The sequence below is a fragment of the Variovorax sp. GW822-FHT04E09 genome (genome assembly GCF_058800845.1).
Genome location: NZ_JBXAMR010000003.1, coordinates 154,220 through 172,498 on the forward strand (window position 1 = coordinate 154,220; position 18,279 = coordinate 172,498).

Annotated in this window: 26 protein-coding genes and 1 tRNA gene; all 27 read right to left on the reverse strand. The window is 64.5% G+C overall.

The window, feature by feature from the left end; all coding sequences use genetic code 11:
- Positions 1 to 49: 49 nt before the first annotated feature.
- Complete coding sequence (locus tag AC1RL8_RS12885; protein ID WP_493196497.1) at positions 50 to 3,223, reverse strand: phage tail protein; 3,174 nt, start codon at positions 3,221 to 3,223, stop codon at positions 50 to 52.
- Positions 3,223 to 3,618 carry a DUF6950 family protein gene (locus AC1RL8_RS12890; RefSeq protein WP_493196498.1) on the reverse strand — a complete coding sequence of 132 codons (396 nt, stop codon included), beginning with the start codon at positions 3,616 to 3,618 and terminating at the stop codon, positions 3,223 to 3,225. The genes AC1RL8_RS12885 and AC1RL8_RS12890 overlap by 1 nt, the downstream gene beginning before the upstream one ends.
- A complete protein-coding gene (locus AC1RL8_RS12895; RefSeq protein ID WP_493196499.1) occupies positions 3,618 to 4,202 on the reverse strand; it encodes a hypothetical protein in 585 nt (194 codons plus the stop codon). The genes AC1RL8_RS12890 and AC1RL8_RS12895 overlap by 1 nt, the downstream gene beginning before the upstream one ends.
- Positions 4,199 to 4,789 (reverse strand): hypothetical protein, encoded by a 591-nt coding sequence (locus AC1RL8_RS12900; RefSeq protein WP_493196500.1) that lies wholly within the window; start codon positions 4,787 to 4,789, stop codon positions 4,199 to 4,201. Before AC1RL8_RS12900 ends, AC1RL8_RS12895 begins: the two co-directional genes overlap by 4 nt.
- Positions 4,786 to 6,624 carry a phage tail tape measure C-terminal domain-containing protein gene (locus AC1RL8_RS12905; protein WP_493196501.1) on the reverse strand — a complete coding sequence of 613 codons (1,839 nt, stop codon included), beginning with the start codon at positions 6,622 to 6,624 and terminating at the stop codon, positions 4,786 to 4,788. Before AC1RL8_RS12905 ends, AC1RL8_RS12900 begins: the two co-directional genes overlap by 4 nt.
- A complete protein-coding gene (locus AC1RL8_RS12910; protein WP_493196502.1) occupies positions 6,624 to 6,947 on the reverse strand; it encodes a DUF1799 domain-containing protein in 324 nt (107 codons plus the stop codon). The genes AC1RL8_RS12905 and AC1RL8_RS12910 overlap by 1 nt, the downstream gene beginning before the upstream one ends.
- A 29-nt stretch (positions 6,948 to 6,976) precedes the next feature.
- The gene (locus AC1RL8_RS12915; RefSeq protein ID WP_493196503.1) at positions 6,977 to 7,288 is read right to left on the reverse strand and encodes a phage tail assembly chaperone; all 312 of its coding nucleotides are present in this window, start codon (positions 7,286 to 7,288) and stop codon (positions 6,977 to 6,979) included.
- Positions 7,288 to 7,935 carry a phage tail protein gene (locus AC1RL8_RS12920; protein WP_493196504.1) on the reverse strand — a complete coding sequence of 216 codons (648 nt, stop codon included), beginning with the start codon at positions 7,933 to 7,935 and terminating at the stop codon, positions 7,288 to 7,290. Before AC1RL8_RS12920 ends, AC1RL8_RS12915 begins: the two co-directional genes overlap by 1 nt.
- A gap of 77 nt (positions 7,936 to 8,012) precedes the next feature.
- On the reverse strand, positions 8,013 to 8,366 hold the full coding sequence (locus AC1RL8_RS12925) for a DUF3168 domain-containing protein (protein ID WP_493196505.1): 354 nt from the start codon (positions 8,364 to 8,366) through the stop codon (positions 8,013 to 8,015).
- The gene (locus AC1RL8_RS12930) at positions 8,363 to 8,770 is read right to left on the reverse strand and encodes an HK97-gp10 family putative phage morphogenesis protein (protein WP_493196506.1); all 408 of its coding nucleotides are present in this window, start codon (positions 8,768 to 8,770) and stop codon (positions 8,363 to 8,365) included. Before AC1RL8_RS12930 ends, AC1RL8_RS12925 begins: the two co-directional genes overlap by 4 nt.
- On the reverse strand, positions 8,763 to 9,089 hold the full coding sequence (locus AC1RL8_RS12935; RefSeq protein WP_493196507.1) for a phage head closure protein: 327 nt from the start codon (positions 9,087 to 9,089) through the stop codon (positions 8,763 to 8,765). The genes AC1RL8_RS12930 and AC1RL8_RS12935 overlap by 8 nt, the downstream gene beginning before the upstream one ends.
- The gene (locus AC1RL8_RS12940; RefSeq protein ID WP_493196508.1) at positions 9,089 to 9,640 is read right to left on the reverse strand and encodes a head-tail connector protein; all 552 of its coding nucleotides are present in this window, start codon (positions 9,638 to 9,640) and stop codon (positions 9,089 to 9,091) included. The genes AC1RL8_RS12935 and AC1RL8_RS12940 overlap by 1 nt, the downstream gene beginning before the upstream one ends.
- Before the next feature lie 3 nt (positions 9,641 to 9,643).
- A complete protein-coding gene (locus AC1RL8_RS12945; RefSeq protein WP_493196509.1) occupies positions 9,644 to 9,835 on the reverse strand; it encodes a hypothetical protein in 192 nt (63 codons plus the stop codon).
- Between the two features lie 52 nt (positions 9,836 to 9,887).
- Entirely contained in the window at positions 9,888 to 11,096 is a 1,209-nt protein-coding gene (locus tag AC1RL8_RS12950) for a phage major capsid protein (protein WP_493196510.1), read from the reverse strand.
- 75 nt (positions 11,097 to 11,171) lie between these two features.
- Complete coding sequence (locus AC1RL8_RS12955; RefSeq protein WP_493196511.1) at positions 11,172 to 11,894, reverse strand: head maturation protease, ClpP-related; 723 nt, start codon at positions 11,892 to 11,894, stop codon at positions 11,172 to 11,174.
- Positions 11,891 to 13,204 (reverse strand): phage portal protein, encoded by a 1,314-nt coding sequence (locus tag AC1RL8_RS12960; RefSeq protein ID WP_493196512.1) that lies wholly within the window; start codon positions 13,202 to 13,204, stop codon positions 11,891 to 11,893. Before AC1RL8_RS12960 ends, AC1RL8_RS12955 begins: the two co-directional genes overlap by 4 nt.
- A complete protein-coding gene (locus AC1RL8_RS12965) occupies positions 13,201 to 14,871 on the reverse strand; it encodes a terminase large subunit (RefSeq protein WP_493196513.1) in 1,671 nt (556 codons plus the stop codon). The genes AC1RL8_RS12960 and AC1RL8_RS12965 overlap by 4 nt, the downstream gene beginning before the upstream one ends.
- A 3-nt stretch (positions 14,872 to 14,874) precedes the next feature.
- Positions 14,875 to 15,195, reverse strand: a complete 321-nt coding sequence (locus AC1RL8_RS12970) for a hypothetical protein (protein WP_493196514.1) — start codon at positions 15,193 to 15,195, stop codon at positions 14,875 to 14,877.
- 141 nt (positions 15,196 to 15,336) lie between these two features.
- A complete protein-coding gene (locus AC1RL8_RS12975; RefSeq protein ID WP_493196515.1) occupies positions 15,337 to 15,651 on the reverse strand; it encodes an HNH endonuclease in 315 nt (104 codons plus the stop codon).
- On the reverse strand, positions 15,648 to 15,809 hold the full coding sequence (locus AC1RL8_RS12980) for a hypothetical protein (RefSeq protein WP_493196516.1): 162 nt from the start codon (positions 15,807 to 15,809) through the stop codon (positions 15,648 to 15,650). Before AC1RL8_RS12980 ends, AC1RL8_RS12975 begins: the two co-directional genes overlap by 4 nt.
- Positions 15,810 to 16,010: 201 nt before the next feature.
- Positions 16,011 to 16,238: a hypothetical protein gene (locus AC1RL8_RS12985; protein ID WP_493196517.1), complete on the reverse strand. Its 228-nt coding sequence runs from the start codon at positions 16,236 to 16,238 to the stop codon at positions 16,011 to 16,013.
- A 231-nt stretch (positions 16,239 to 16,469) separates the two neighbouring features.
- Positions 16,470 to 16,546 (reverse strand) — tRNA-Met (locus AC1RL8_RS12990).
- 182 nt (positions 16,547 to 16,728) lie between these two features.
- Positions 16,729 to 17,274, reverse strand: a complete 546-nt coding sequence (locus AC1RL8_RS12995) for a hypothetical protein (protein ID WP_493196518.1) — start codon at positions 17,272 to 17,274, stop codon at positions 16,729 to 16,731.
- Positions 17,271 to 17,459 carry a hypothetical protein gene (locus tag AC1RL8_RS13000; RefSeq protein WP_493196519.1) on the reverse strand — a complete coding sequence of 63 codons (189 nt, stop codon included), beginning with the start codon at positions 17,457 to 17,459 and terminating at the stop codon, positions 17,271 to 17,273. Before AC1RL8_RS13000 ends, AC1RL8_RS12995 begins: the two co-directional genes overlap by 4 nt.
- Positions 17,456 to 17,656: a ClpX C4-type zinc finger protein gene (locus tag AC1RL8_RS13005; protein WP_493196520.1), complete on the reverse strand. Its 201-nt coding sequence runs from the start codon at positions 17,654 to 17,656 to the stop codon at positions 17,456 to 17,458. Before AC1RL8_RS13005 ends, AC1RL8_RS13000 begins: the two co-directional genes overlap by 4 nt.
- Positions 17,653 to 18,105 carry a hypothetical protein gene (locus tag AC1RL8_RS13010; protein WP_493196521.1) on the reverse strand — a complete coding sequence of 151 codons (453 nt, stop codon included), beginning with the start codon at positions 18,103 to 18,105 and terminating at the stop codon, positions 17,653 to 17,655. The genes AC1RL8_RS13005 and AC1RL8_RS13010 overlap by 4 nt, the downstream gene beginning before the upstream one ends.
- Positions 18,102 to 18,251 carry a hypothetical protein gene (locus AC1RL8_RS13015; protein WP_493196522.1) on the reverse strand — a complete coding sequence of 50 codons (150 nt, stop codon included), beginning with the start codon at positions 18,249 to 18,251 and terminating at the stop codon, positions 18,102 to 18,104. Before AC1RL8_RS13015 ends, AC1RL8_RS13010 begins: the two co-directional genes overlap by 4 nt.
- Between the last annotated feature and the right edge of the window lie 28 nt (positions 18,252 to 18,279).

An 18,279-nucleotide genomic window follows, 5' to 3' on the forward strand; every position in this document is an offset into this window, starting at 1 on the left:
GAAATGAAAAAACCCGCCGAAGCGGGTTTGTGGGGTGAGCTAGAGCGGGCTAGTAGCCCTTGAGCGTGATGTCGACTGACGCCCCGGCAACGGAGACGTGCGCGGCGTCGTAGGCAGTGACCTTGGGCGATAGGTTGGGCGTCTTCGTCGATTCGGCCGTGACCGCGGCGCTGCCGTTCGCCTGCAGCGTGATCTGGATGGTTTTGATGTTCGTGAAGTTCTTGACGTAGGGGATGAACGTTCCGCCGGCACCAATAACCAGGTCGGCGATCTCTTCTTCAATGTCTGGCGCGTCGATGATCGCGATGAGCTCGCGCAGAATGCCGCGCGTCGTCCCGCCGCCGATCATGACCCTGAACTGATAGGCGTCGTTCTGCGCCACGATCTGGCCCGGCCACGGCTGCCACGGGCCGGGCGGCCCGTAGAACGGATCGGTGTCAGCGCCGTAGAAGCTCTGGTTGTCGCTGCCGTAGAAAGACCCAGGACCCGGGAATCGATACTCGATGCGCAGGTCCGTCCCTTCGGCCACATGCTGCAGCGTCATGATCGACCCGGCGAGGGCGGCGCTGACCGCGAACTCGTCGGTGACATAGACCATCTGCCCGTAGGCGCCCTCTTCGTAGAAAGAGGCGAAGTCCTCGCCATAGAAGCTCTGGTCGTCGTCTCCATAGAAGGAGTCCAGCGCGTCGGCCTGCAGCACGCCGTCGATCTCCGTCCATCCCTGATTGGCGGTCTGCACGATGGGGCCGAACCCGGTGGTCAGGTAGTTGCCATCCTCGTCGGTGAGGTAGTTGCCATACCCATCGGTCAGCAGGTAGTCGTCTTCGGCCAGGTAGAGCAGCGCCGTCGGCCACCCCATCAGACGGAAGTCGAACTCTTCGACAACGTTGGCGATCGGCGGATCGCCCAGGTTCATGATGATGTTCGCCGAGGCCAGCGACATGTTGCCGCTCGTGTCGATCGCCTTACCCATGATCGTGACCAGGCCGCCAGGGCGCGTGACCAGGTCGTATGGGCTCTCGGTGAGCACGCCCGTGTGCAATGGGACGGCGCTGCCCCAGTCAAGGTTGTTCCCGTAGTGGAATCGGAAGACGAAGCCGGACAGATCGGGCACGCGGCGGGGCATGCTCCACGACAACACACTGCCCGAGACCGAGAGGTTTTCGATGTTCGGCGGCGGCTCCGTTTTGCCGATCACCTGGTGCGTCTGTTGCGCGCCCCAGTCGCTGACGGCCAACGAGTTGCGTGTGCGGGCGCGAATCAGGATCACCGCCAGATCATCGACACCGGTCAGGCGAGCTTCGATAGCGTTGCCCGGCACCGACACACTGCGCCATTCGCCATTGGGCAGCACCTGGAACTGGACCTCGATCGTCCCGCCCTGCACGATGCTGGCGTCCGTCACGGGCGACCAGGTCACGCGCACGCTGTTCACCACGGTGCCGTCGGTCTGCACGATCAACTCGGCCTCACCGCTCTTGATCGAGGTGATCTGCGGCGGGTGGATGTCCCACGGGCGCGGCAGCATGGTGTTGTCGGCAAAGCCCTGGGCCGGGAAGCTCGAGTCGCGCTGAAAGATCGCCGCGGCGGTTTCCTTCATCGTCAACTGGATGGAGCCGTCAGCGGCGAAGCTGCGGCCCAGAATCACGAACTCCTTCGACGCCCAGCCATACCGCGGCAAGGTCAACCAGACCGAATCGAATAGCTGCAGCGGGTAGGCCCGCATCTTGAATGGGAGCGTCACCGTGAGCGGGTCGCGCGCGTCTCGGATCAGCATGGCAGCGATGTGCAGCGCCTGGTAGCTGTAGAACACCGCCGGCATGGTGACTTCCTGCACCAACTCGGCCCCATCCTTGGCGATCAGTTCCGGCGCCTTCATTGGCGTGATAGCTGCTTCGATGCCGCCCTGGGCCCGGTCCCAGATTCGAGGAACGACGACGTTCACCTTTTCGGCCCGCGCCTTGTGAACGCTGATGCCGATGGGCGACTGGCTCACCGAGCCTGACGAATCGCGCGCCTCCACGGCAAGGTCGGCCTCCGTGAGGGTCATCACGGGAGCATTCCAGATGCCTGGCCGCACGAAGATTTCGCCGGCGGCGTAGGCCCACATGCCCCCCATCGCCTGCGTGAGGTCATCGAGCACATCTCGGGCCGGCGTGCCGAACGGCACAACCATGCCCGAGCGGTAGGTCGGCACGGCCGCAGAGTCGCCCGGGTAGGTCACGACCTGGTCGCAGACATTCGCGGCGGCAACGATTCGCGCCTCTTCCGCCGCGGTCAGGCTCGTGCGCTTGCCGAATTGCGGATGCAGCAGGATGTGCCGCATGTGCAGAGCCGGGTTCTCGGTGAAATTCGTGACGCCGTTGCGGGGGTCGTAGATCATCGCCCCGGCGACCTGGGCCGTCACATTCGGCAGACCGCTGGGGAAAGACGATTCCTCGTAGACGAACTCGCACACCAGATACGAGACGCCGGCCGCGCGATGCTCCGGGGTCCACATGCCGGGGAAGTACGCCAGAAGGTGCGAATCGGCAGCCTGCGAATCCGTGCCGTGGTGCGGGTACACGCGCGCAGTCGAAACGAACTGCGTCCACTGGTAAGCGACGGTGTAGAACTTGGTGGGGTCGTAATCCTCAATCGTGAGGGTCAGCCCATCCAGCGTGTACGGAAGACTGTTTGCACCATTGGGATAGAAGTAGTCCGACGATCCGAACTGCGCCGCCTCCATCACCTGCAGCGATCCAGCAATCGGTGGCGCGACGAGCGTGCGCACCGGATCGGCACTCGTCTCGCGCTCGGTGCGTGTGTTGTTTCGCCCCCATGGCGCCGTCGTCACATTGCCGCCGCCATCGATGTCGACGGGGATGTCGTTGAAGTAGACGCGCTCAACCCCTCCGATTTCATGCGCGGCCAAGGCAATGCACATGACGAACACGGGGCTGCCCTGCCCCCAGCTCGCACGGAAGAACACGTTGCCGCCCTTGCGCACGCGGCCCAGCACCAACTCGCGCGGGCCCACGGTCGTCGGCACGTTGGCCATTCGATCCGTCTGCGAACTCTCGAACTGCGCGCGGGCCGAACGCTCGGCCTTCTTCTTCTGCGCGCTGGAAATGCCGATCGACACCGCCGCGGTGATGGCGTAGGTCGCCACCGTGATCGCAGTGGCCGCGGCGCCGGTCGCGCCGGCAGCCGAAATAATTCCTGCAGCAATTGCCTGTGGCATCAGACCCTCCAGGCCACGACGGCAGATTCCATGCTCATGATCTCGATTCCCAGGGCGCCAGGCGCCAAGGCGGTGCCCCCGTTGCAGACTGCGAGGAGTTCGCGCTCCTCATTGATGACCAGCACCACGTCACCGACGGCAGCCATCAGCGGCGGCAAAGGGGCGCCCAGGAACTGGCTTGCGAGGGTCTGCAGGTCGCCCGCCCTCAGGATCAGGCGCGCAGCCGCCAGCTCGCTGTCGTACGGCGTCACATCGGCCATCGGGTTGATGCCGGTGATCGCCTCAATCGCGCTTGCGGCGAAAGTGCAGCAGTCGTTCGAGCCCCATGCGAAAGGCATGCTCAGCCGCGCGCGGACGAACTCGGCGAACTGGATCTGCCAGTCGTAGCGGCGCATCAGCGACCTCCCAGGGCGACAAGCCACTGCTTGGCCGGCCACACGACAGGCTTCTCGGATTGGGGAACGACGAACTCGAAGGCGCGATCGCTGGGATGCAGAGAACGCTGGTCGGCGTCGCTGTACGTCAGCGCGGCCCCGCCCAGCAGATCAACAGCCGTCGACTCCGCCGTCACCGAGATGGTGCAGGTGTCACCATCCTCTTCAATGCTCATGGTGTCGAGTCGACCGAGCCAGTCGACCGGCGCATCCACGACCACCATGTCAGAGTTCAGGATCGCCGTGCGGATGGTGACGAGCGTGCCCTGAACGATCGCTGCATCGTCGAGTGCGAGCGACAGGTATTCCGATGCCACGCCGGCCATCGTGAACTGCAGGCCCTTCACCTCGCCGGGAGAGTCATCGACCGCAGCGACCGCGCCGAGGCCGTAGGCGCCGCGGTACGTCACGCCGTCGAACACGATGTCGCGGTTCGAAGAGTTGAGCGCCACAGGCAAGCCCGGGAACTGCATGTAGACGAGCTGCACGATGGCAAGGACCGAGCCGCCCAGCGCGGCGACCGCAGGGGCCGACAGCGACCTCATACGATGGCCTCGACGAAGTCGAAGTCCACGCCCTGCGCATAGCCGGGGACGAACTGCACGAAGGGGCGCGAGGCCAGACGAAACGGCGCAGTCGGCTTGTCCCAGACAACAGCAGTGCCAGCCGTGACGGCGGTACGAAGCCGGTTCACGATCGACACTGGCATCACCCCAGAGCCATCAGCGACAGCGTCGGCGGCCACCTGAAGCAGCAGGCCGGACACGCCAATCATGTCGCCCGCGAGCAGCGTCGCTCCCGCAGTGGTGTCGATGGTCAGCGAGCCGGCGCCGGCAGTGGCAACGCGAGCAGTCGGCGAGCCACGCATCGTGCCGCGCGGCTGCGGGCGAAGAAAGTGGTACAGCGCAATCGTGTTCGTTGCACCCCGGAACGACCCGACGAACGCCTCCAGGCTGGCGGCCTCGGAAAAGATGCGAGGCGGCACAGACAGCGAGGCCATCCAGCGGTCATTCAGAAGATCGATCACTTGCTCGCTACCGCCGAAGGGCGAGGCGAACAAGCGCTGCGTCGTGACCAGCCACATGGCGAAGCCGTCCAGGCCGAACCAAGGCGGAATTGCAATCGCGCTCATGCTGCGGCGCCCCCGTAGGCACGGCTTCGACCCAAGCCCGCGACCAGGCGGCGCTCGGACCCGGCTACCGCCTGCTTGACCTGGGCCATGCTCGCGACATCGCCCACGGTGAAGTTCTGGATGACCTGCACAGGCTGCCCGCCGCCGCCAGGGCTCACGGCGCCCGACTGGTTGCCCATCATCAGATAGCTCTTGCCGCCAGCGTTCAGGACTTCGGGGGAGCCCTTTTCGTTGATCTGGTACAGGCCGCCGGCCGACACTGGGCCACCGATCGCTCGGCCTCCCATCACAGAGCCGATCAGGCGCTCGAAACCTTCCGTGTCCCTGGAAACCCCGCCGCCACCGCCAAACAGGCCGCCCAGCAGGCCGGCGAGTGGCCCCGTGATCTGCTGCTTGATGACGATGCGCGCGATGTCGGAGATGATCGAATCGACCAGGCTCTTGAAATCGAGCTTGCCGGTCTTCACGAACTCGACGAGCGCATCCTCCATGCCCTTGAACGCATTCCCGACGGCCTCCTCCGTCTGCTTGAAGACGTTCTGCGACTCGTTGTAGTAGTTGACGCCCGCCGCCGAAGTGATGCTGTTGAGCCACCCTGGCTCCTCCGCATTCTTCTCCCCCAAATTCATCACTCGCGCTTGAAATTTGTCGAGTTCGCTACGCGCTTGCGCCGCATCCCTCTTGACCGCATCGCTGATTGCAGAGAATCCAGCGAAGTCGAGGCGCAGTAGTGCGGCCAATTGAGCTGCGATGACCCCTATTTCCGTCCCCACCCCCTTGAAGACAAAAACAACATCGCTGCCGATCACAACCAGGGACTGGAAAACGACGAGCAGGCCATTGATAGCGCCTTGGATGATGCTGGTGGCACTTCCGGCATCGCGCTGGCTCTCTCCGATGGATCGAAAAAGGTCGCCAATTTCAGTAAGGATTGAGATGGCATTGACAGCCGTCACTTGCAAAAACTGCTCAATCTCAGACTTCAAGCGGGCTTGTGCGTCTGCGAAGTCATCGGCGGCCTTGGCCTGTTCGTCCGTGATGTATGCAGCCTTCAGGCCCTCCTCGGAATACTCCTTGAGAAAGCCCAGCAACTCTGCACCGCTCTTCCCAAACAGCGCGACGGCTGTAGCGGTCTTCTCGGAGCCGTCGGCAAACTCCCCAAAGGCTCGAGCAACAGTCTGCAGTTGTTCGACAGGCGACTGCTTCTTGAACTGTTCGAAATTCAGGCCCAGCGCCTTGATCGCTCCGCCTACCAACTTCGACTCGTCGTCGGTCTTGGACAGCGCCGCCGTGAGCTTCACGGAGGCCGTCGCGATCGTGTCAATGGAGGTGCCCGACACGTCAGACGCCGTTTTGAGCGACGAGACGTTGACCGCGGTGTCGCCGATCTTCTCGGCCAGGTCCTGGTAGTTGCCGACCTGCGCGATGAGGGCGATGGTGCCGGCGTAGGTGGCCGCGGCGGCGGCGCTGGCGGCGGCGGCCAGGGCGATAAAGCCCGCGCGCATCCGGCTGCTCACATCGAGTCCGCGCTGGTAGCCCTCCGACATCTTCAGCGCCGAGTCGGCGGCCTCAAGCTGCGCCTTCGACGCGCCCTTGAGCGAGAGGGTGTAGAGCTCCGACTCACGGGTCGACATGCCGTTCGTTGCGGCGGCGGTCTGCAGCTTCTTGACGTAGTTGTCGATCGAGCGCGACGCGCGCGCAGAGCCCGCAGACACGGAATCCCCGATGTCCTTGCCCAGGCTCTTGATGGAGCGCTTGGCGTCATCGACCCCGGCCTTGAGCTTGGTGGCGTCGGCCGAGACTTCGATGACGCCTTTCCCGATGACTTCAGACATTACTTCTTCTCTTTCTCTTTCCGCATCCGGTCCATGTGCTCAAGCGCAGCGCTTTCCATCACCCTCAGGCACTGGAAAACTTCGTCGCGCTCAGCCGGCGGCGTCTTGGTGCGTCGCCACACCTCGGGGAGTGCTGAATAGTCGAGTCCGATGGCGCCGCTGAAGCCGGTGCGCCACTGGGTGCCCATCGCGGTGAAGACCTGCAACGTCTGCCAGTTCTCCGGCCAGACGTCGACGAGATTTCCGGGAGATGAGCGGTCGCTCGCCTCTTCCACGGTCAACCCCCACAGCGCCGCCTCGCTTGCCGAGGGCGGGCGCTGCACGGGCGCATAGAAGGCGCGCGCGACCGCCTCTAGTTTTTTGTGCGGTGCTGCACCAGCTCTTCGAGGTACGACTTCCAGGTCGCGACCGCCACGCCAAGGTGGTTCTCGAGCAGAAGCTCGACGTTCTCCTTGTTGAAGGCGTCTTCGAGATCCCAGCCGACCACCATTTCGAGAAACGACTCGCTGTCCGTGCGGCCCTCGCGCGACTTCATGAACTCGTCGAGTTCGGTGCGCGTGCGGTGCTTGAACGTGAGCGTCACCGGGACGGCCGCGCCGCCGGCCACCGGAAAGGCAACCTTGGCGGCGAACGTCGGGTTCGCCTTGAGTACGAACTTGGCCATTACGAGACGTACCGGACGGGTTCAGCCTGCAGCGACAGCGTCAGCTCGCACGCCATCAGCTCGTTCACGGTCAGCGACGGGGTCTTGTTCACGCTGATGAAGGCGTTGTACGAGAGCACCGAGGCCGAAGGCAGTGTGATCTTGACGGCGCGCTGCAGGCGGTCGTCGTTGGCCACCACAGCGAGTTGGAAGCCGGGCTGCGTGGGATCGTCGGCCACGCTGAAGGTCAGGCCCGCAGCGCTCTTGAACGTCGGGATGCGCTTTTGCTGGTCGCTCTCCAGGAACTGGTATTCCAGGAACTGCTGTTCGCCGCCGTTCGACGACGACGACAGGATCTGCGACAGCTGGGTGTAGCCCGTGACCTTGCGCACGCTGCCCAGGCCGGAGCCAGCCGGGTAGATGCTGGTCAGCGTGGTGTCGATGCCTTCGAGATTGAAGGTGTTGGCGGTGACGCCGGCCACGCGGACGACCTTGTTGGTCAGACGCGACCAGCCGCTGGTGACTTCGACGAAATCGCCGTTGGCCAGGCCGTGGGCGGTCGACGTGGCGACGGCCGGACTCGCGTTGGTCAGAACGGTGACGGGCAGCGCCGAGCCGTAGCCCGAGGCGATGGCGACGATGGCGCCGTTGGGGAGCGAGACTGACATTTGACGGACCTTTCAGACATGAAAAAAGCCGCTCGAAAGCGGCTTGGTTGAACTGCCCGGAAAGGGCGGGTGGGAAACTAGGCTTGGAACCAGATAGAGAAGTCCTGGCGGGCGCCGTAGAGCTTCGTTTCGGGTTCGTAGACGGCGACAGCGCCGCCCTCGGTTGTTGCGAGCAGCGCGGTCGAGAGCCGCACCGCGTCTTCGATCTGGCGAATCAGGCTCATCGCCTCGACGCGCGTGCGCGACCAAACGTTGATCTGGAATCGACCGTTGCGCTTGTCGGGCACGCCTGACATGAAATTCGCAGGCACGCCGCCGACTTGCTGGTACGTCACGTATGGCGTCGCCACGTTGTCGGGCCCGACGTCGGGGTAGACGCGCTGGGACACCAGCGGGTCCAGCACCGCGAGCAGGTCGGCTTCGACGGTCACGTTTCTTCCTTCATGCGCTCGGTCATCCGTTCCACGCCCTTCTTGATGGCCTCATTGACCTTCCCGAAGGCCGGCCGAACGAATGGGTGCGCCGGCGCGCGCGAGGTGCCGAACTCGACCAGGTGGCCGTGCGGCGCCTTCTTCGTGTTCCAGCTGATGCGATAGGTCTTTTTGCCGTCCGTCGAGCGCTCGGGCGAGTAGGCCCAGTAGATCGCCGACGACAGGCGGCCGGACTTGCGCCCGAGGCGCGGCGGCGACGCGTTCAAGCGCACCTCCGCGGCGAGGATGCTGGCCATCTCGGCGGCGCCGCTGAACAGCACCTTCTCCTGGATGACCTTCTCGAACTTGGACAGGTCGGCCTCGAAGTCGCCGTTCAGCTTGGCTTCGGCGAATTTCTCAGCCATTGTTGGCCCCTTGCTCGCACACGAGATCCAGCCACCGGCGGCCCGTGGGGTCGACCGTCACAGCCTTGATGTCGAACGTCCGGCCGTCGCCGACAGCGCGCATCGCCGCGGTGACGCCGGTCATGTAGCGGATGCGGATCGACGCACGCGCAATGGAGACAGGGGCGTCGGCCTTGATCGTGCCGATGCCGCTCAGGAACTGGATGTCGCCGCGCACGGTGGCCGTGGTGGTCCACACCATCGTCGGCTGGCCGGCGGCGTCGCGCCCCGGGACCAGGCTCTGCAGCGTGATCAGGTGGCGCAGCTTTCCGGCCTGCATCAGAAGCTCCAGACCTTCACGGTGTCGAGCAGCGCCTTCGCACCCATGGGAAGCTCTTGCAGCGACAGCGGCGCCGTGTTCTCGCGGTTCTCGTAGAGGTGGCCGACGGTCAGCAGCAAAGCCGAGCGCACGGCGGCGGGCAGCGTGCCGGCGACGTACCGCACCTTCAGAGCGTTGGCCGATCCATCGGTCGCCGGCCACTCGGTGTTGAGCGCTGGCACGACGCGGCACTGCAGGCCGTAGTCGTCCAGCGAATACAGGTTGCTCGCAAGCGTCTGCTCAACGCTCGCCGCGTCCATGTACTTGATGCTCGTGATCGCCGTCACCGGGCCCTGAGGCAGATCGATCGCTCCGGCCGGGAAATCGTCAAGCGCAAGCTCCAGCGTCTGCGAGCCGATTGAGCGCCCCGTGTAGTGCTCGGCGTATCCGAGCGCTGCACCAAGGAAGGCCACCAGCAGCGGGCCTTCCGAGTCATCCGGCGCGCGGACGTGGCTGACCAGGTCCACGGTGGGGATGACTTGCGCCGGCGGCGTGATGACCTTTACGCCCATGGCTTACTCGGCGCTGGGTTGAGCGAGGCTCTCGGCGTATGCCACAGCCTCGGGATTGGTGTCGACTTGGCCGCCGGCCGCGGCCGCTTCTTCGGCGCTCGCGAAGATGACGACGTCGTCGGCCTTGCCGAGGTCGCAATCCAGCAGGACGCGGGCCTTGACCTGGCCTTCGACGGCGGGTTGTTTCTTTGCCATGGTGTTTCCTTCTCAGAAACGAAAGGGCCCAGCCGAAGCCGGGCCCCGTCGATCAGGTTGCCGAGTTCACGTACACCTTGACGGCGGCCGTATCGAGCAGGTTGGAGCCGGTGCGCATCCAGCCGCAGAAGCCGACCTGGCCGTTCAGCGCGAACGCCGAGTCGTCAAAGCGGCGCAGGCTGGTCGAGCCGGCCACGTCGCGGATCACGAACTGCGAGAAGTCGCCGAACGCGATGGACTTGGCGTTCGCGGCCATGGCGGCCACGTCGTCGTTCACCGTGTACGGGTAGCCGCAGATCGTCGACGGGGTGCCGCCGCTGATGCTCTCGTTGTCGCCCGGGTTCCAGATGGGACGGCCGTTCGTGTCCTTGAGCTTGCGGATGACCGCCACCGAGGTGTCGCGCAGCATGAAGCGCGCGCCGCGGGTGCGGTAGGCGCTGTTCACGCTGTGGATCAGGTCGATCAGGTCGTCGTAGATCACCGTCAGGGTCTGGCCGGTGGTGCCGGTCTTGCCCGTGGTGGCACGCGCCATCACACCGAACGGCTGGCTCGAGCCGGTGCCGACGGTGTAGTGCGTGTTGGTGATGCGGCCCAGGCGCTGCGCGAGGCGGTCGACCACGAACTGCACGACGTCGATCGCGCTGTCCTGGATCAGCTCGACCGGCAGGGCGATCTTCTTCGAGCTGTACTTGTACGGGTTCACCGCAACCGTGCCGAAGGTGATGTCCTGGCCGGTGGCCGCAGCGTTTTCCGCCACGATTTCACCGACTTCCGACGTGCCGTCGCTGGTGGGCCAGTTCAGCGCGTTGCCGCCGGCGGTCGTGATGACCTGGGAGACTTCACGCATGCCGCCGAATGCCTTCAGCGAATCGACCACCATCGCGGCGATCTCGGCGGGGACGGTGTAGCCGCCTTCAGCCGGGGTCGTGGTCGACATGGCGTTGCGGATCGCGACGGCCTGCTCGGCGCTCACGTTGTTGCCGTGGCGCAGGTAGATGGCGACGGCGTCCTTGACGCTGAGTTCGCCCTTGCCACCCTTGCCGGCCTGGCGCGCAGCATCTTCGAAGTTGGCGTCGCGGCCGGCTTCGATCATGCGCTCGTGGGCAGCGATCTGCGCCTTGACGCGATCGATCTCGTCGGCGTGCGTGTCGAACACGGTCTGGTCTTCCTTCGACCAGGCCTGATCGCCTTTGTCGGCCAACAGCTTGTTGGCGTCTCGGTTGGAAGCTGCGAGGCGCTCCCGGAGGGCTTGAATGCTCATTTTTTACCTTTCGAGTAATGAGGCGGACACAAAAAAGCCGCCCGGAGGCGGCTGGTTCTCACACGCGGGAGCGCGTCAGATCTGGAACAACCGCATGCGATTGCGGTTGGTTTGAAGTTGAGCGGCAGCCAACACCGCGAGGTCGGGCTCGGGTTCCTTCTGGGCCGGCGCGTTTGCGTAGGCGGACAGGTTCCACTTGGCTTGCTTGCCGGCCTGGGTGTTGGGATCGATCGCGTCGATGAAGCCAGCGTCGAGAGCTTCCTGGGCGGTGAACCAGGTTTCGTCTTCCATCCAGCCGGTGATCTGCGCAAGGTCGGCGGCGGTCTTGGCCGCGTAGCTGGCGGCGATGGTGCCGTCGATTTTCTCGAGCAGATCCGCGGTCGAGCGCAGTTCGCTGCGGTCGCCCATCGCCATGGTCCACGAGTTGTGGATCATGAACATGCCGCCATCCGTCATGCGGACCTCGGAGGCCGCGAGCGCGAGGTACGTCGCCGCCGAGGCCGCAACACCATCGATGTGCGCGACAACTTTGCCTGAATGGGTAGAGATCGCCGCGGCCATCGCGCGCGCCTCGAAGACATCACCGCCAGGCGAGTTGATGTGCATGTGCACCACCTTGTCACCGGCGGCGGCCAGCGCCGACACCAGCGCGGCCGCGCTCGCGCCCCAGTAGCTATCGATCACGTCGTAGACGTAGATGTGGGCGCCGTCGTCGGCCACCTCGGCGCGGATCGTCGGCGCATCGCCCTCGGCGCGCGCGTTGTCCTTCAGAAGCTGCATCAGCTTGTTGATTTTCATGGGGTGCCCTCGGTGGGTGCGGGTTCGGGAGATGGTGCAGCGGCAGCCTTGGCCTCCGCCACGAAGAGCTTGTCGCCGCCGTCGATGGGCGGCAGGTTGCGCGACCGGCGAACCTCGTTCACGGTCTTGTAGCCATTGCCCGAGCCCGGGCCGCCCAGGGCCGCGCGGTCGGACTCGGCCTGCGCCTTGCTGTCGCCAAGCAGAAGCGCGTCAAGGTCGTAATCCAGGAACGGCCCAGCATTGCGGAAAAGCTTGCGGTTCAACTCCTGTCGCCAGCGAGTCAGGTGCGGTTTGATCGTGTACTTGACGAAACCGAGCGTGATTTGTTCAATCCCAGTGCCCCAACTCGAGGTCTTGCTGTTGTCGCCGATGAGCACCGGAGGAACACCCATCGCCTGGCAGATGTCCTCGCGCTCGAACTGGCGGGACTCCAGCAGTTGCATGTCCACGGGGCTGATGCTCAGGGCCTTCGCGGTGCCCCCCTCGGTCAGTACGAGAGGGAATTTCCGGCCGTTCACGCCGCCGTATGTGGCGACAAAGGACTCCCGAAGCTGCTTTGACTGCTCTGGGCTCATCTTGTTCTTGTATTCCAGGGAGATCTGCGGCATGGCCCCTTCGCCGATGCTCTTCCCGGTGTAGTTCGCCGCGGCCAGCGCGTTGCCAATGCCGTTCTTCGCGCCGTTCTGGATCATGCTGAGCGAACTCAGGCCGTCGAAACCGAAGCCAGAGAAGTGCAGCATGTCGTCTTGGTCGACCGTGTAGACCCTCCCGGTTTCCATCTCGACAATGTCGTAGACCAGGCGGAAGCCAACGCGGCGCGCGGAGACGTAATCCGGGTGGTGGACCTTGAAGCCCTTCTGCTCCCCGAAGCCGTTGCGCAGGATCTCGGTGTGCTGATCGCCGCGCAGCGCAACGCAGCGCGTCACCCATTCCCACCACGCGGCCGCGGTCCAGGCGGGAGACGGAGATTCGTTCAGCAGATACCAGAGGTCGTTCCGCTTCGTCTCTTCACGCGAGCCGTCGGGCTTGATTCGGTACTGGTTGATCGGCAGCTGCTGAATCGCACCACCGAGCTTGCTGGTGCAGGCGTACACCGTGCTGACCTGCATGGCGCTCTTGTCGTTCACCGGATAGCCCGACGCCGACATGATCGGCTGGAACAGCTCGATCATCGACTCGCGGTTCGAACTGGTGGCCGTCGCGTTCTGGATCAAGCCCGAGCGCTCCACGGCACCCGGACGCGATGCGACCCAGTCCGTCAGGACGCGCGAAACATGGCGCTCGGCGGAAAGGTTGAGTGTTTGGGTCATGCGTTCAGGTCTACGAAGCCCTGCGTGTGCTCGGCACTCTCAGGGTTCAGGGACATCAGGGTCACGGCGTTGAAGGTCGCCATGAGCGGGTCAATCTTTCCAGTGCCGGAGGCCTGCTTTGTGATCACGATTGCATTCCCCCGCGGCTCGACCTTGGCGTTGCCCACGCACCAGGCCATCATTGGTTGTCCGCCGTGCACCAGGCCGCCTTCGGCCAGCTTGCGTTCGGCGGTCTTGATTGCTCCAGTCATCTTCCAGCCCTGGCTGATACCGATGACCTTCTCTTCCGGCACTTCGGCCTCTACCAGCGCATCCAAGATGCCGCCGAGCCCCGCGGGGTCGCACCCGATCTTGTCCAGCGTGCCGGACGCCTCGCATCTGGCCGCGATCTCTGCGACCTCGTACACGTCGTCGCCGATGCTCTTCACCAGCGTCAGGTGCCCGTTCTTGGCGAAGTCCTGCAGCCGCGGTGCGATCTCCTTGCGCCGCTCGAGCACCGATGGATGGGCCCACGCATGCGTCCAGAGCAGCCACTTGCGCGTCTCGGCTTCGCGGCCGATGACGGCCAATCCCAGCAGGTCGTCCAGCCCGCCGCCGTCGATACCGATGTCGACCACCTCGCAGCGGGCCAGTAGATCGTCCAGCGTCAGGGCCTTTTCTGTGCCCTGCTGCTCCCAGAAGTCAGCGCCGGCCCAGCGGTCTGACCGCAGGTTCATGCCGATTTCGACGTTCAGGTGCTTGGCCAGGAACTCCTTGAAGTCCTGCTCTCCCCCCTCGCGCGCCTGGCTGTGCAGCTGCGTGATTCGCTCGATGTCCACCGACGCACCCCAGTTCGGGTTCGTCACGTAGGCGTTCTCGAGATCCTCGTAGGCCTTGCTCTCCAGCATGGCCTGCGGAAATTCGTAGATCACCGGCAGGAACTTGCGGTCCTTGACCTTGCCATCGCGCACCTTGCGCGCGTAGTCCAGCTTGGTCTTGAACACCCCTGCCGGCGGCTCTGCAGACTGCGTGGTGGCGTAGATCACGAAACCCTCGGGCCGCGATGCCAGGCCGCCCGTCGCCTCCAGCAGCATGTTCGACGCCTTCGCCTGCTTGCCGAACTCGTGGAGCTCGTCGACGAAGACGAAGGAGGCCTTCTTGCCCGACACGGTGTCGCTGTCCGCGGCCACGACCTTGAGCGTCGCGCCCGTCTCGCGGTGCGTGATGGTGCGGAAGTAGTCCTGCACCTTGAGCAGCGCGTCGAGCTCGTCGTTCGCCCGGATGAAGTCCCGGATCGGCTTGTAGCTGTTGTCCGCAATTTCCTTCGTCGGGCTCAGGATCAGCAGCTCGGCCGATGCACGCCAGTTCATGATCAGCGCCGTCAGCATGATGGCCGCGGCTATCGTGCTCTTCGCGTTCTTCTTGCTGACCATCAGCATGAACTCGTTGATGTGGCGCCGGCCGGCGTCCGGGTCTTCGGCGCCGAACACCGCCATCACAAAGTCGCGCAGCCAGGGCAGCGACGCGTCACCCAGCAGCGGGCGCCCGGTCACGTCGACCATCTCGAACTTGCTGCACACGTCCCAGGCGTCCATCGCAACGGACGGGTACAGCGGCGGGCACGGAATCAGCGACTCGCGCGCGACAATCCGCCGCTCCCAATCGGGGCAGGCGGTTGTCCAGTCCATCGATTACCTCGAGGCGACCAGGCGCGGCCCCTTGCGCACACCGAACTGGCCTCCGGCCGCGGCCTTCTGGCGCCCCGCTGCGTCGTCCTTCTTGCCGCCCTCACCCTTCTTCGTGTTCGTGTACGGCAGCAGCGCGAGCAGCGCTTTCATCTGGAGCGCGCTCACTTCAAGACGGCCGAGCGCAATCAGCTCCAGCGTCGGGCGCGGGTCAAGCGGATCTCCGCTCTCGACCACAGCCGGATCGGGCGCAATGAAAGTCGGCTCCTGAGCCTTCCGGCCAGCACCTGGCCGCGCTCCGCCGCTCTTGCCCTTCACGCCTGCCATTTGATTTCTACCTGCTCCATTTGATTAACCCCAAAAGGGGCGTTTTGTTGCGCGTGCGGAACCACGCGGTTTCCTGCACTCGACCGGCTGTAACATTTGACCCCGCCCCACCTTGGTGCATGGCGTGAGAATCGTTCGCATCTACCTGCCTGCACGGGCCGAAGCCTCTTGTTTGCTCTTGGCCTTGTGGCATGGGTCACACAAGGGCTGCAGGTTCGACTCGTCGTTGCTGCCTCCCTGCTCACGGGGCACGATGTGGTCGATCTGGTCATGGCTCTTGCGCCACACCAGGCCGCAGTGGGCACACAGGTAGTTGAAGCGCAGGGCTACACGCTCTCGCTTCGCCATCCATGCCCGACCACGCTCCATCTCTGTCGTGCCTGCCTTGGCCTGCAGCATGGGTGCGCGGGTGAGGTTGGCAGTGCTGAGCCTGGGCTTGAGGGTGGCGAGGCTCATGTGGCAACGTAGGGGCTGATGCCCCGAGCGATCACGCGCTCAACAACGTCCATCAGGGGCGGCACGCCGGTGCGCGCGAACCGTTGCACCACCATGTCGAGGTAGCGATCCATCCATGGCGCCACCTTGACGCCGATGCTGACGGTCACTTGAGCCATGCTGCTTCCTTGTGTCTTGCCATCCCATCGGACTTACGCCACCAGGGCGCTGGGTGCTGCCGTCTGCACGTCCCGCCATTGCGGCCATGCGACCGCTTAGAGTCCGCTGGCGTTGCGGAGTGGTGTAAGAAAGCCCGAGCCACCTGGGCGGCTGATGTGCGGGCAAGGACCGACTCAAAATCGGTCGAGGAGAAAACTGGTTCAGTCGATGTGGACAACCACAAACGGGGCACTCAGGGCTTCGTAGTACTGCCCCTTGCCGCAGCGATCGGCCTTCTCAAATTCACCGCATGCGCTGCTTACCCTGCAGACGGTGACTGGGGTGACTTCGGTCGCCCGCATGTAGTTGGCGCCATCCATGCCGCAGACCACGGCCTCAGCTTCTTGGTCTTGAGCCTGTAGTAACTCGATGAGATCTTTGACTTTCATGCCTCATCCTAGATTGATCCAGTGGCCGGCGCTGATCTCCGGCTTGGGTTGGGTGCCAGCGTTTCAGCCTCAGCGCCGGCGTGTACCACGGCTCGGTGTGCCCAACTACCTCTTCCCGCTTTCGCGGTATCACTCAGCGCATCAGCCTGCGCATTCACTGAAATGTGTTGCCCGACACGAGGGCAGTCCGCGTCGTGAAGACTGTGTGCGGTGGGCCTCGGCGGGCGAACATGGATGCGGCAGTCGGCTTCGATCCGACGACTTCCAGGGTATGAACCTGGCGCTCTACCTGGCTGAGCTACACCGCAGAAACGAAAAAGCCGCCTCGGTGGGCGGCTGTGTTGGTATCGACCGGAGCCTTTCGGCTCGCTTTCCCCTGCAGGTGTTGCATCGGCTTGCGCCGGGTCGGCAAATTTTGGAGGCAACTTGGCCGTCCGAGCGCGATTGTTCCAGAAAAAACGGCGGCGTCAAGCATTTCCGTAAATTCTTTTTACATCACGCCGGCGGCGATCAACCTGCGGGTCAGCATGTTCCGAGCTTCCATGCACACGATGCCGCGCTCCATCGGGTCTTGCGGCAGGCGCGGGCTCGACCAGACGCTGCACCCGGCGTGCAGGTTGCGCGCGATGGCGTAGATGGCGCTGCGATAGGCGCGACCCGTCGCAGCGTCGTCTGGCAGTTCGCCCACCTGAAAGTCGATCGCCTCCATCGTGGAGCCGTTGAGCTCGTCTCGGATCACCTGGCTGGTGCTGTCCCACGTCTTCCCGCTCTTGACGTTGCGGAACATGGGGTCGGCGCTGCACACCGGCACCGGGCTGTAGCCTGCCTGCCACCGGTGCCAGCGCTTCAGCAGGTCGTTCAGGACGACGGCCATCTCGTCGATCGGCTCGGGCTCCTGAGGCTCGACCATAGTCGGGCGTGTCGGCGCAGCGCTGGCGCGCGGTGCGCGGCTTGCCTGTCGCTCTGCCCTGCGCGCGCGCCATGCATCGAGCAAGCCTGTCGGGCAGGCGGTGGCGTGGCGGTCGGCGATGCTCATTCTGCGTCTCCAAAGTTGAAAGGCAGAACGGCCAACGTCAAGCCTGCAAGACACAGCAGGAACGTCGTGATTAGGGTGGGGACGTTCGGCCAGTGGTCATAGCCGTAGGTGCCGACCGCCCAGCAACCGATCCACAGCGAAGCGAAGAACAGGACGATGCCAACCACGAACATTGCGGTCTTCATGCGCTTTCCTTCTCAGGGATCAGGGAGGGGTCGATGGTGGGCAGGTCCGTTTTCACGTCTGCCAGCACCTTGACGCAGACGACCACGCATTCCTCGCAAATGCAGGCGCCCAACGCCGCGCGGATCAGGAACTTCGCGCGGTCCGAATCCTTGCCGCAGAAGTTGCAGGCGAGTTTTGTTGATGGCTCGAGCTTCATTCCGTCTCCTTGCCCTTGGGCGTGGTGTTCAAAAGCGAGAGGCGCTGAGGCCATTGCCCGTTCGCCAGGATGCGGCGGCGGGTGTCGGCACCCCATGCGGGCTCGATGGCGCGGCGCGCGGCCTTCGAGAACATGGCGCCCTGGTCGAAGAGTGCGTGGCATCCAGGCCGGCCGGGTTGCGGGCCGCACAGCGGGAAGCACAGGCGGTCGTCCGTCTTCATCGCCATGCCCTTGTCGGTGTTCGGGTGGGCCGCTTGGCACGGGCCACAGCCGCAGGCGATGCAGGGCATAGCGGCAACCAGCCGGCGGTAGGCCTCGCTGCGGACGATCTCGGTCTTCGGGACCGAAGGTGCTTTTTCAGAAGACACCTTTGCATAGGTGCCGCGGCGCTCGACCGGCGCATACAGCGGCTGCGGCTTGCGCTCGTAGGGCTTGCGGGCGAAGGTCATGCGTAGGCGCTCCCCGTCTGTCCGGGCATGTTGCTGTTCGTGCATTCGTGCCGGTGGTCTGTGGCGTGCGGGCAGCGCTTGTTGCCGCACGTGGCGCAGACGATGAAGGTGTAGGCCTCGGCCGGCACCTTCCAGCTGCCCATCATCTGGTGCTCATCGCGGTCGCGCCGGCAT

Bases quoted from the DNA above. Each gene is read 5' to 3' on its own strand.
- AC1RL8_RS13005 (WP_493196520.1), bottom strand. From the start codon at position 17,656: ATGAAGCTCGAGCCATCAACAAAACTCGCCTGCAACTTCTGCGGCAAG.
- AC1RL8_RS12890 (WP_493196498.1), bottom strand. From the start codon at position 3,618: ATGCGCCGCTACGACTGGCAGATCCAGTTCGCCGAGTTCGTCCGCGCG.
- AC1RL8_RS12905 (WP_493196501.1), bottom strand. From the start codon at position 6,624: ATGTCTGAAGTCATCGGGAAAGGCGTCATCGAAGTCTCGGCCGACGCC.
- AC1RL8_RS12960 (WP_493196512.1), bottom strand. From the start codon at position 13,204: ATGACCCAAACACTCAACCTTTCCGCCGAGCGCCATGTTTCGCGCGTC.
- AC1RL8_RS12955 (WP_493196511.1), bottom strand. From the start codon at position 11,894: ATGAAAATCAACAAGCTGATGCAGCTTCTGAAGGACAACGCGCGCGCC.
- AC1RL8_RS12950 (WP_493196510.1), bottom strand. From the start codon at position 11,096: ATGAGCATTCAAGCCCTCCGGGAGCGCCTCGCAGCTTCCAACCGAGAC.
- AC1RL8_RS12920 (WP_493196504.1), bottom strand. From the start codon at position 7,935: ATGTCAGTCTCGCTCCCCAACGGCGCCATCGTCGCCATCGCCTCGGGC.
- AC1RL8_RS12895 (WP_493196499.1), bottom strand. From the start codon at position 4,202: ATGAGGTCGCTGTCGGCCCCTGCGGTCGCCGCGCTGGGCGGCTCGGTC.
- AC1RL8_RS12935 (WP_493196507.1), bottom strand. From the start codon at position 9,089: ATGCAGGCCGGAAAGCTGCGCCACCTGATCACGCTGCAGAGCCTGGTC.
- AC1RL8_RS12940 (WP_493196508.1), bottom strand. From the start codon at position 9,640: ATGGGCGTAAAGGTCATCACGCCGCCGGCGCAAGTCATCCCCACCGTG.
- AC1RL8_RS12980 (WP_493196516.1), bottom strand. From the start codon at position 15,809: ATGGCTCAAGTGACCGTCAGCATCGGCGTCAAGGTGGCGCCATGGATG.
- AC1RL8_RS12975 (WP_493196515.1), bottom strand. From the start codon at position 15,651: ATGAGCCTCGCCACCCTCAAGCCCAGGCTCAGCACTGCCAACCTCACC.
- AC1RL8_RS12995 (WP_493196518.1), bottom strand. From the start codon at position 17,274: ATGAGCATCGCCGACCGCCACGCCACCGCCTGCCCGACAGGCTTGCTC.
- AC1RL8_RS12970 (WP_493196514.1), bottom strand. From the start codon at position 15,195: ATGGCAGGCGTGAAGGGCAAGAGCGGCGGAGCGCGGCCAGGTGCTGGC.
- AC1RL8_RS13015 (WP_493196522.1), bottom strand. From the start codon at position 18,251: ATGATGGGCAGCTGGAAGGTGCCGGCCGAGGCCTACACCTTCATCGTC.
- AC1RL8_RS13000 (WP_493196519.1), bottom strand. From the start codon at position 17,459: ATGAAGACCGCAATGTTCGTGGTTGGCATCGTCCTGTTCTTCGCTTCG.
- AC1RL8_RS12945 (WP_493196509.1), bottom strand. From the start codon at position 9,835: ATGGCAAAGAAACAACCCGCCGTCGAAGGCCAGGTCAAGGCCCGCGTC.
- AC1RL8_RS12930 (WP_493196506.1), bottom strand. From the start codon at position 8,770: ATGGCTGAGAAATTCGCCGAAGCCAAGCTGAACGGCGACTTCGAGGCC.
- AC1RL8_RS13010 (WP_493196521.1), bottom strand. From the start codon at position 18,105: ATGACCTTCGCCCGCAAGCCCTACGAGCGCAAGCCGCAGCCGCTGTAT.
- AC1RL8_RS12965 (WP_493196513.1), bottom strand. From the start codon at position 14,871: ATGGACTGGACAACCGCCTGCCCCGATTGGGAGCGGCGGATTGTCGCG.
- AC1RL8_RS12985 (WP_493196517.1), bottom strand. From the start codon at position 16,238: ATGAAAGTCAAAGATCTCATCGAGTTACTACAGGCTCAAGACCAAGAA.
- AC1RL8_RS12915 (WP_493196503.1), bottom strand. From the start codon at position 7,288: ATGGCCAAGTTCGTACTCAAGGCGAACCCGACGTTCGCCGCCAAGGTT.
- AC1RL8_RS12900 (WP_493196500.1), bottom strand. From the start codon at position 4,789: ATGAGCGCGATTGCAATTCCGCCTTGGTTCGGCCTGGACGGCTTCGCC.
- AC1RL8_RS12885 (WP_493196497.1), bottom strand. From the start codon at position 3,223: ATGCCACAGGCAATTGCTGCAGGAATTATTTCGGCTGCCGGCGCGACC.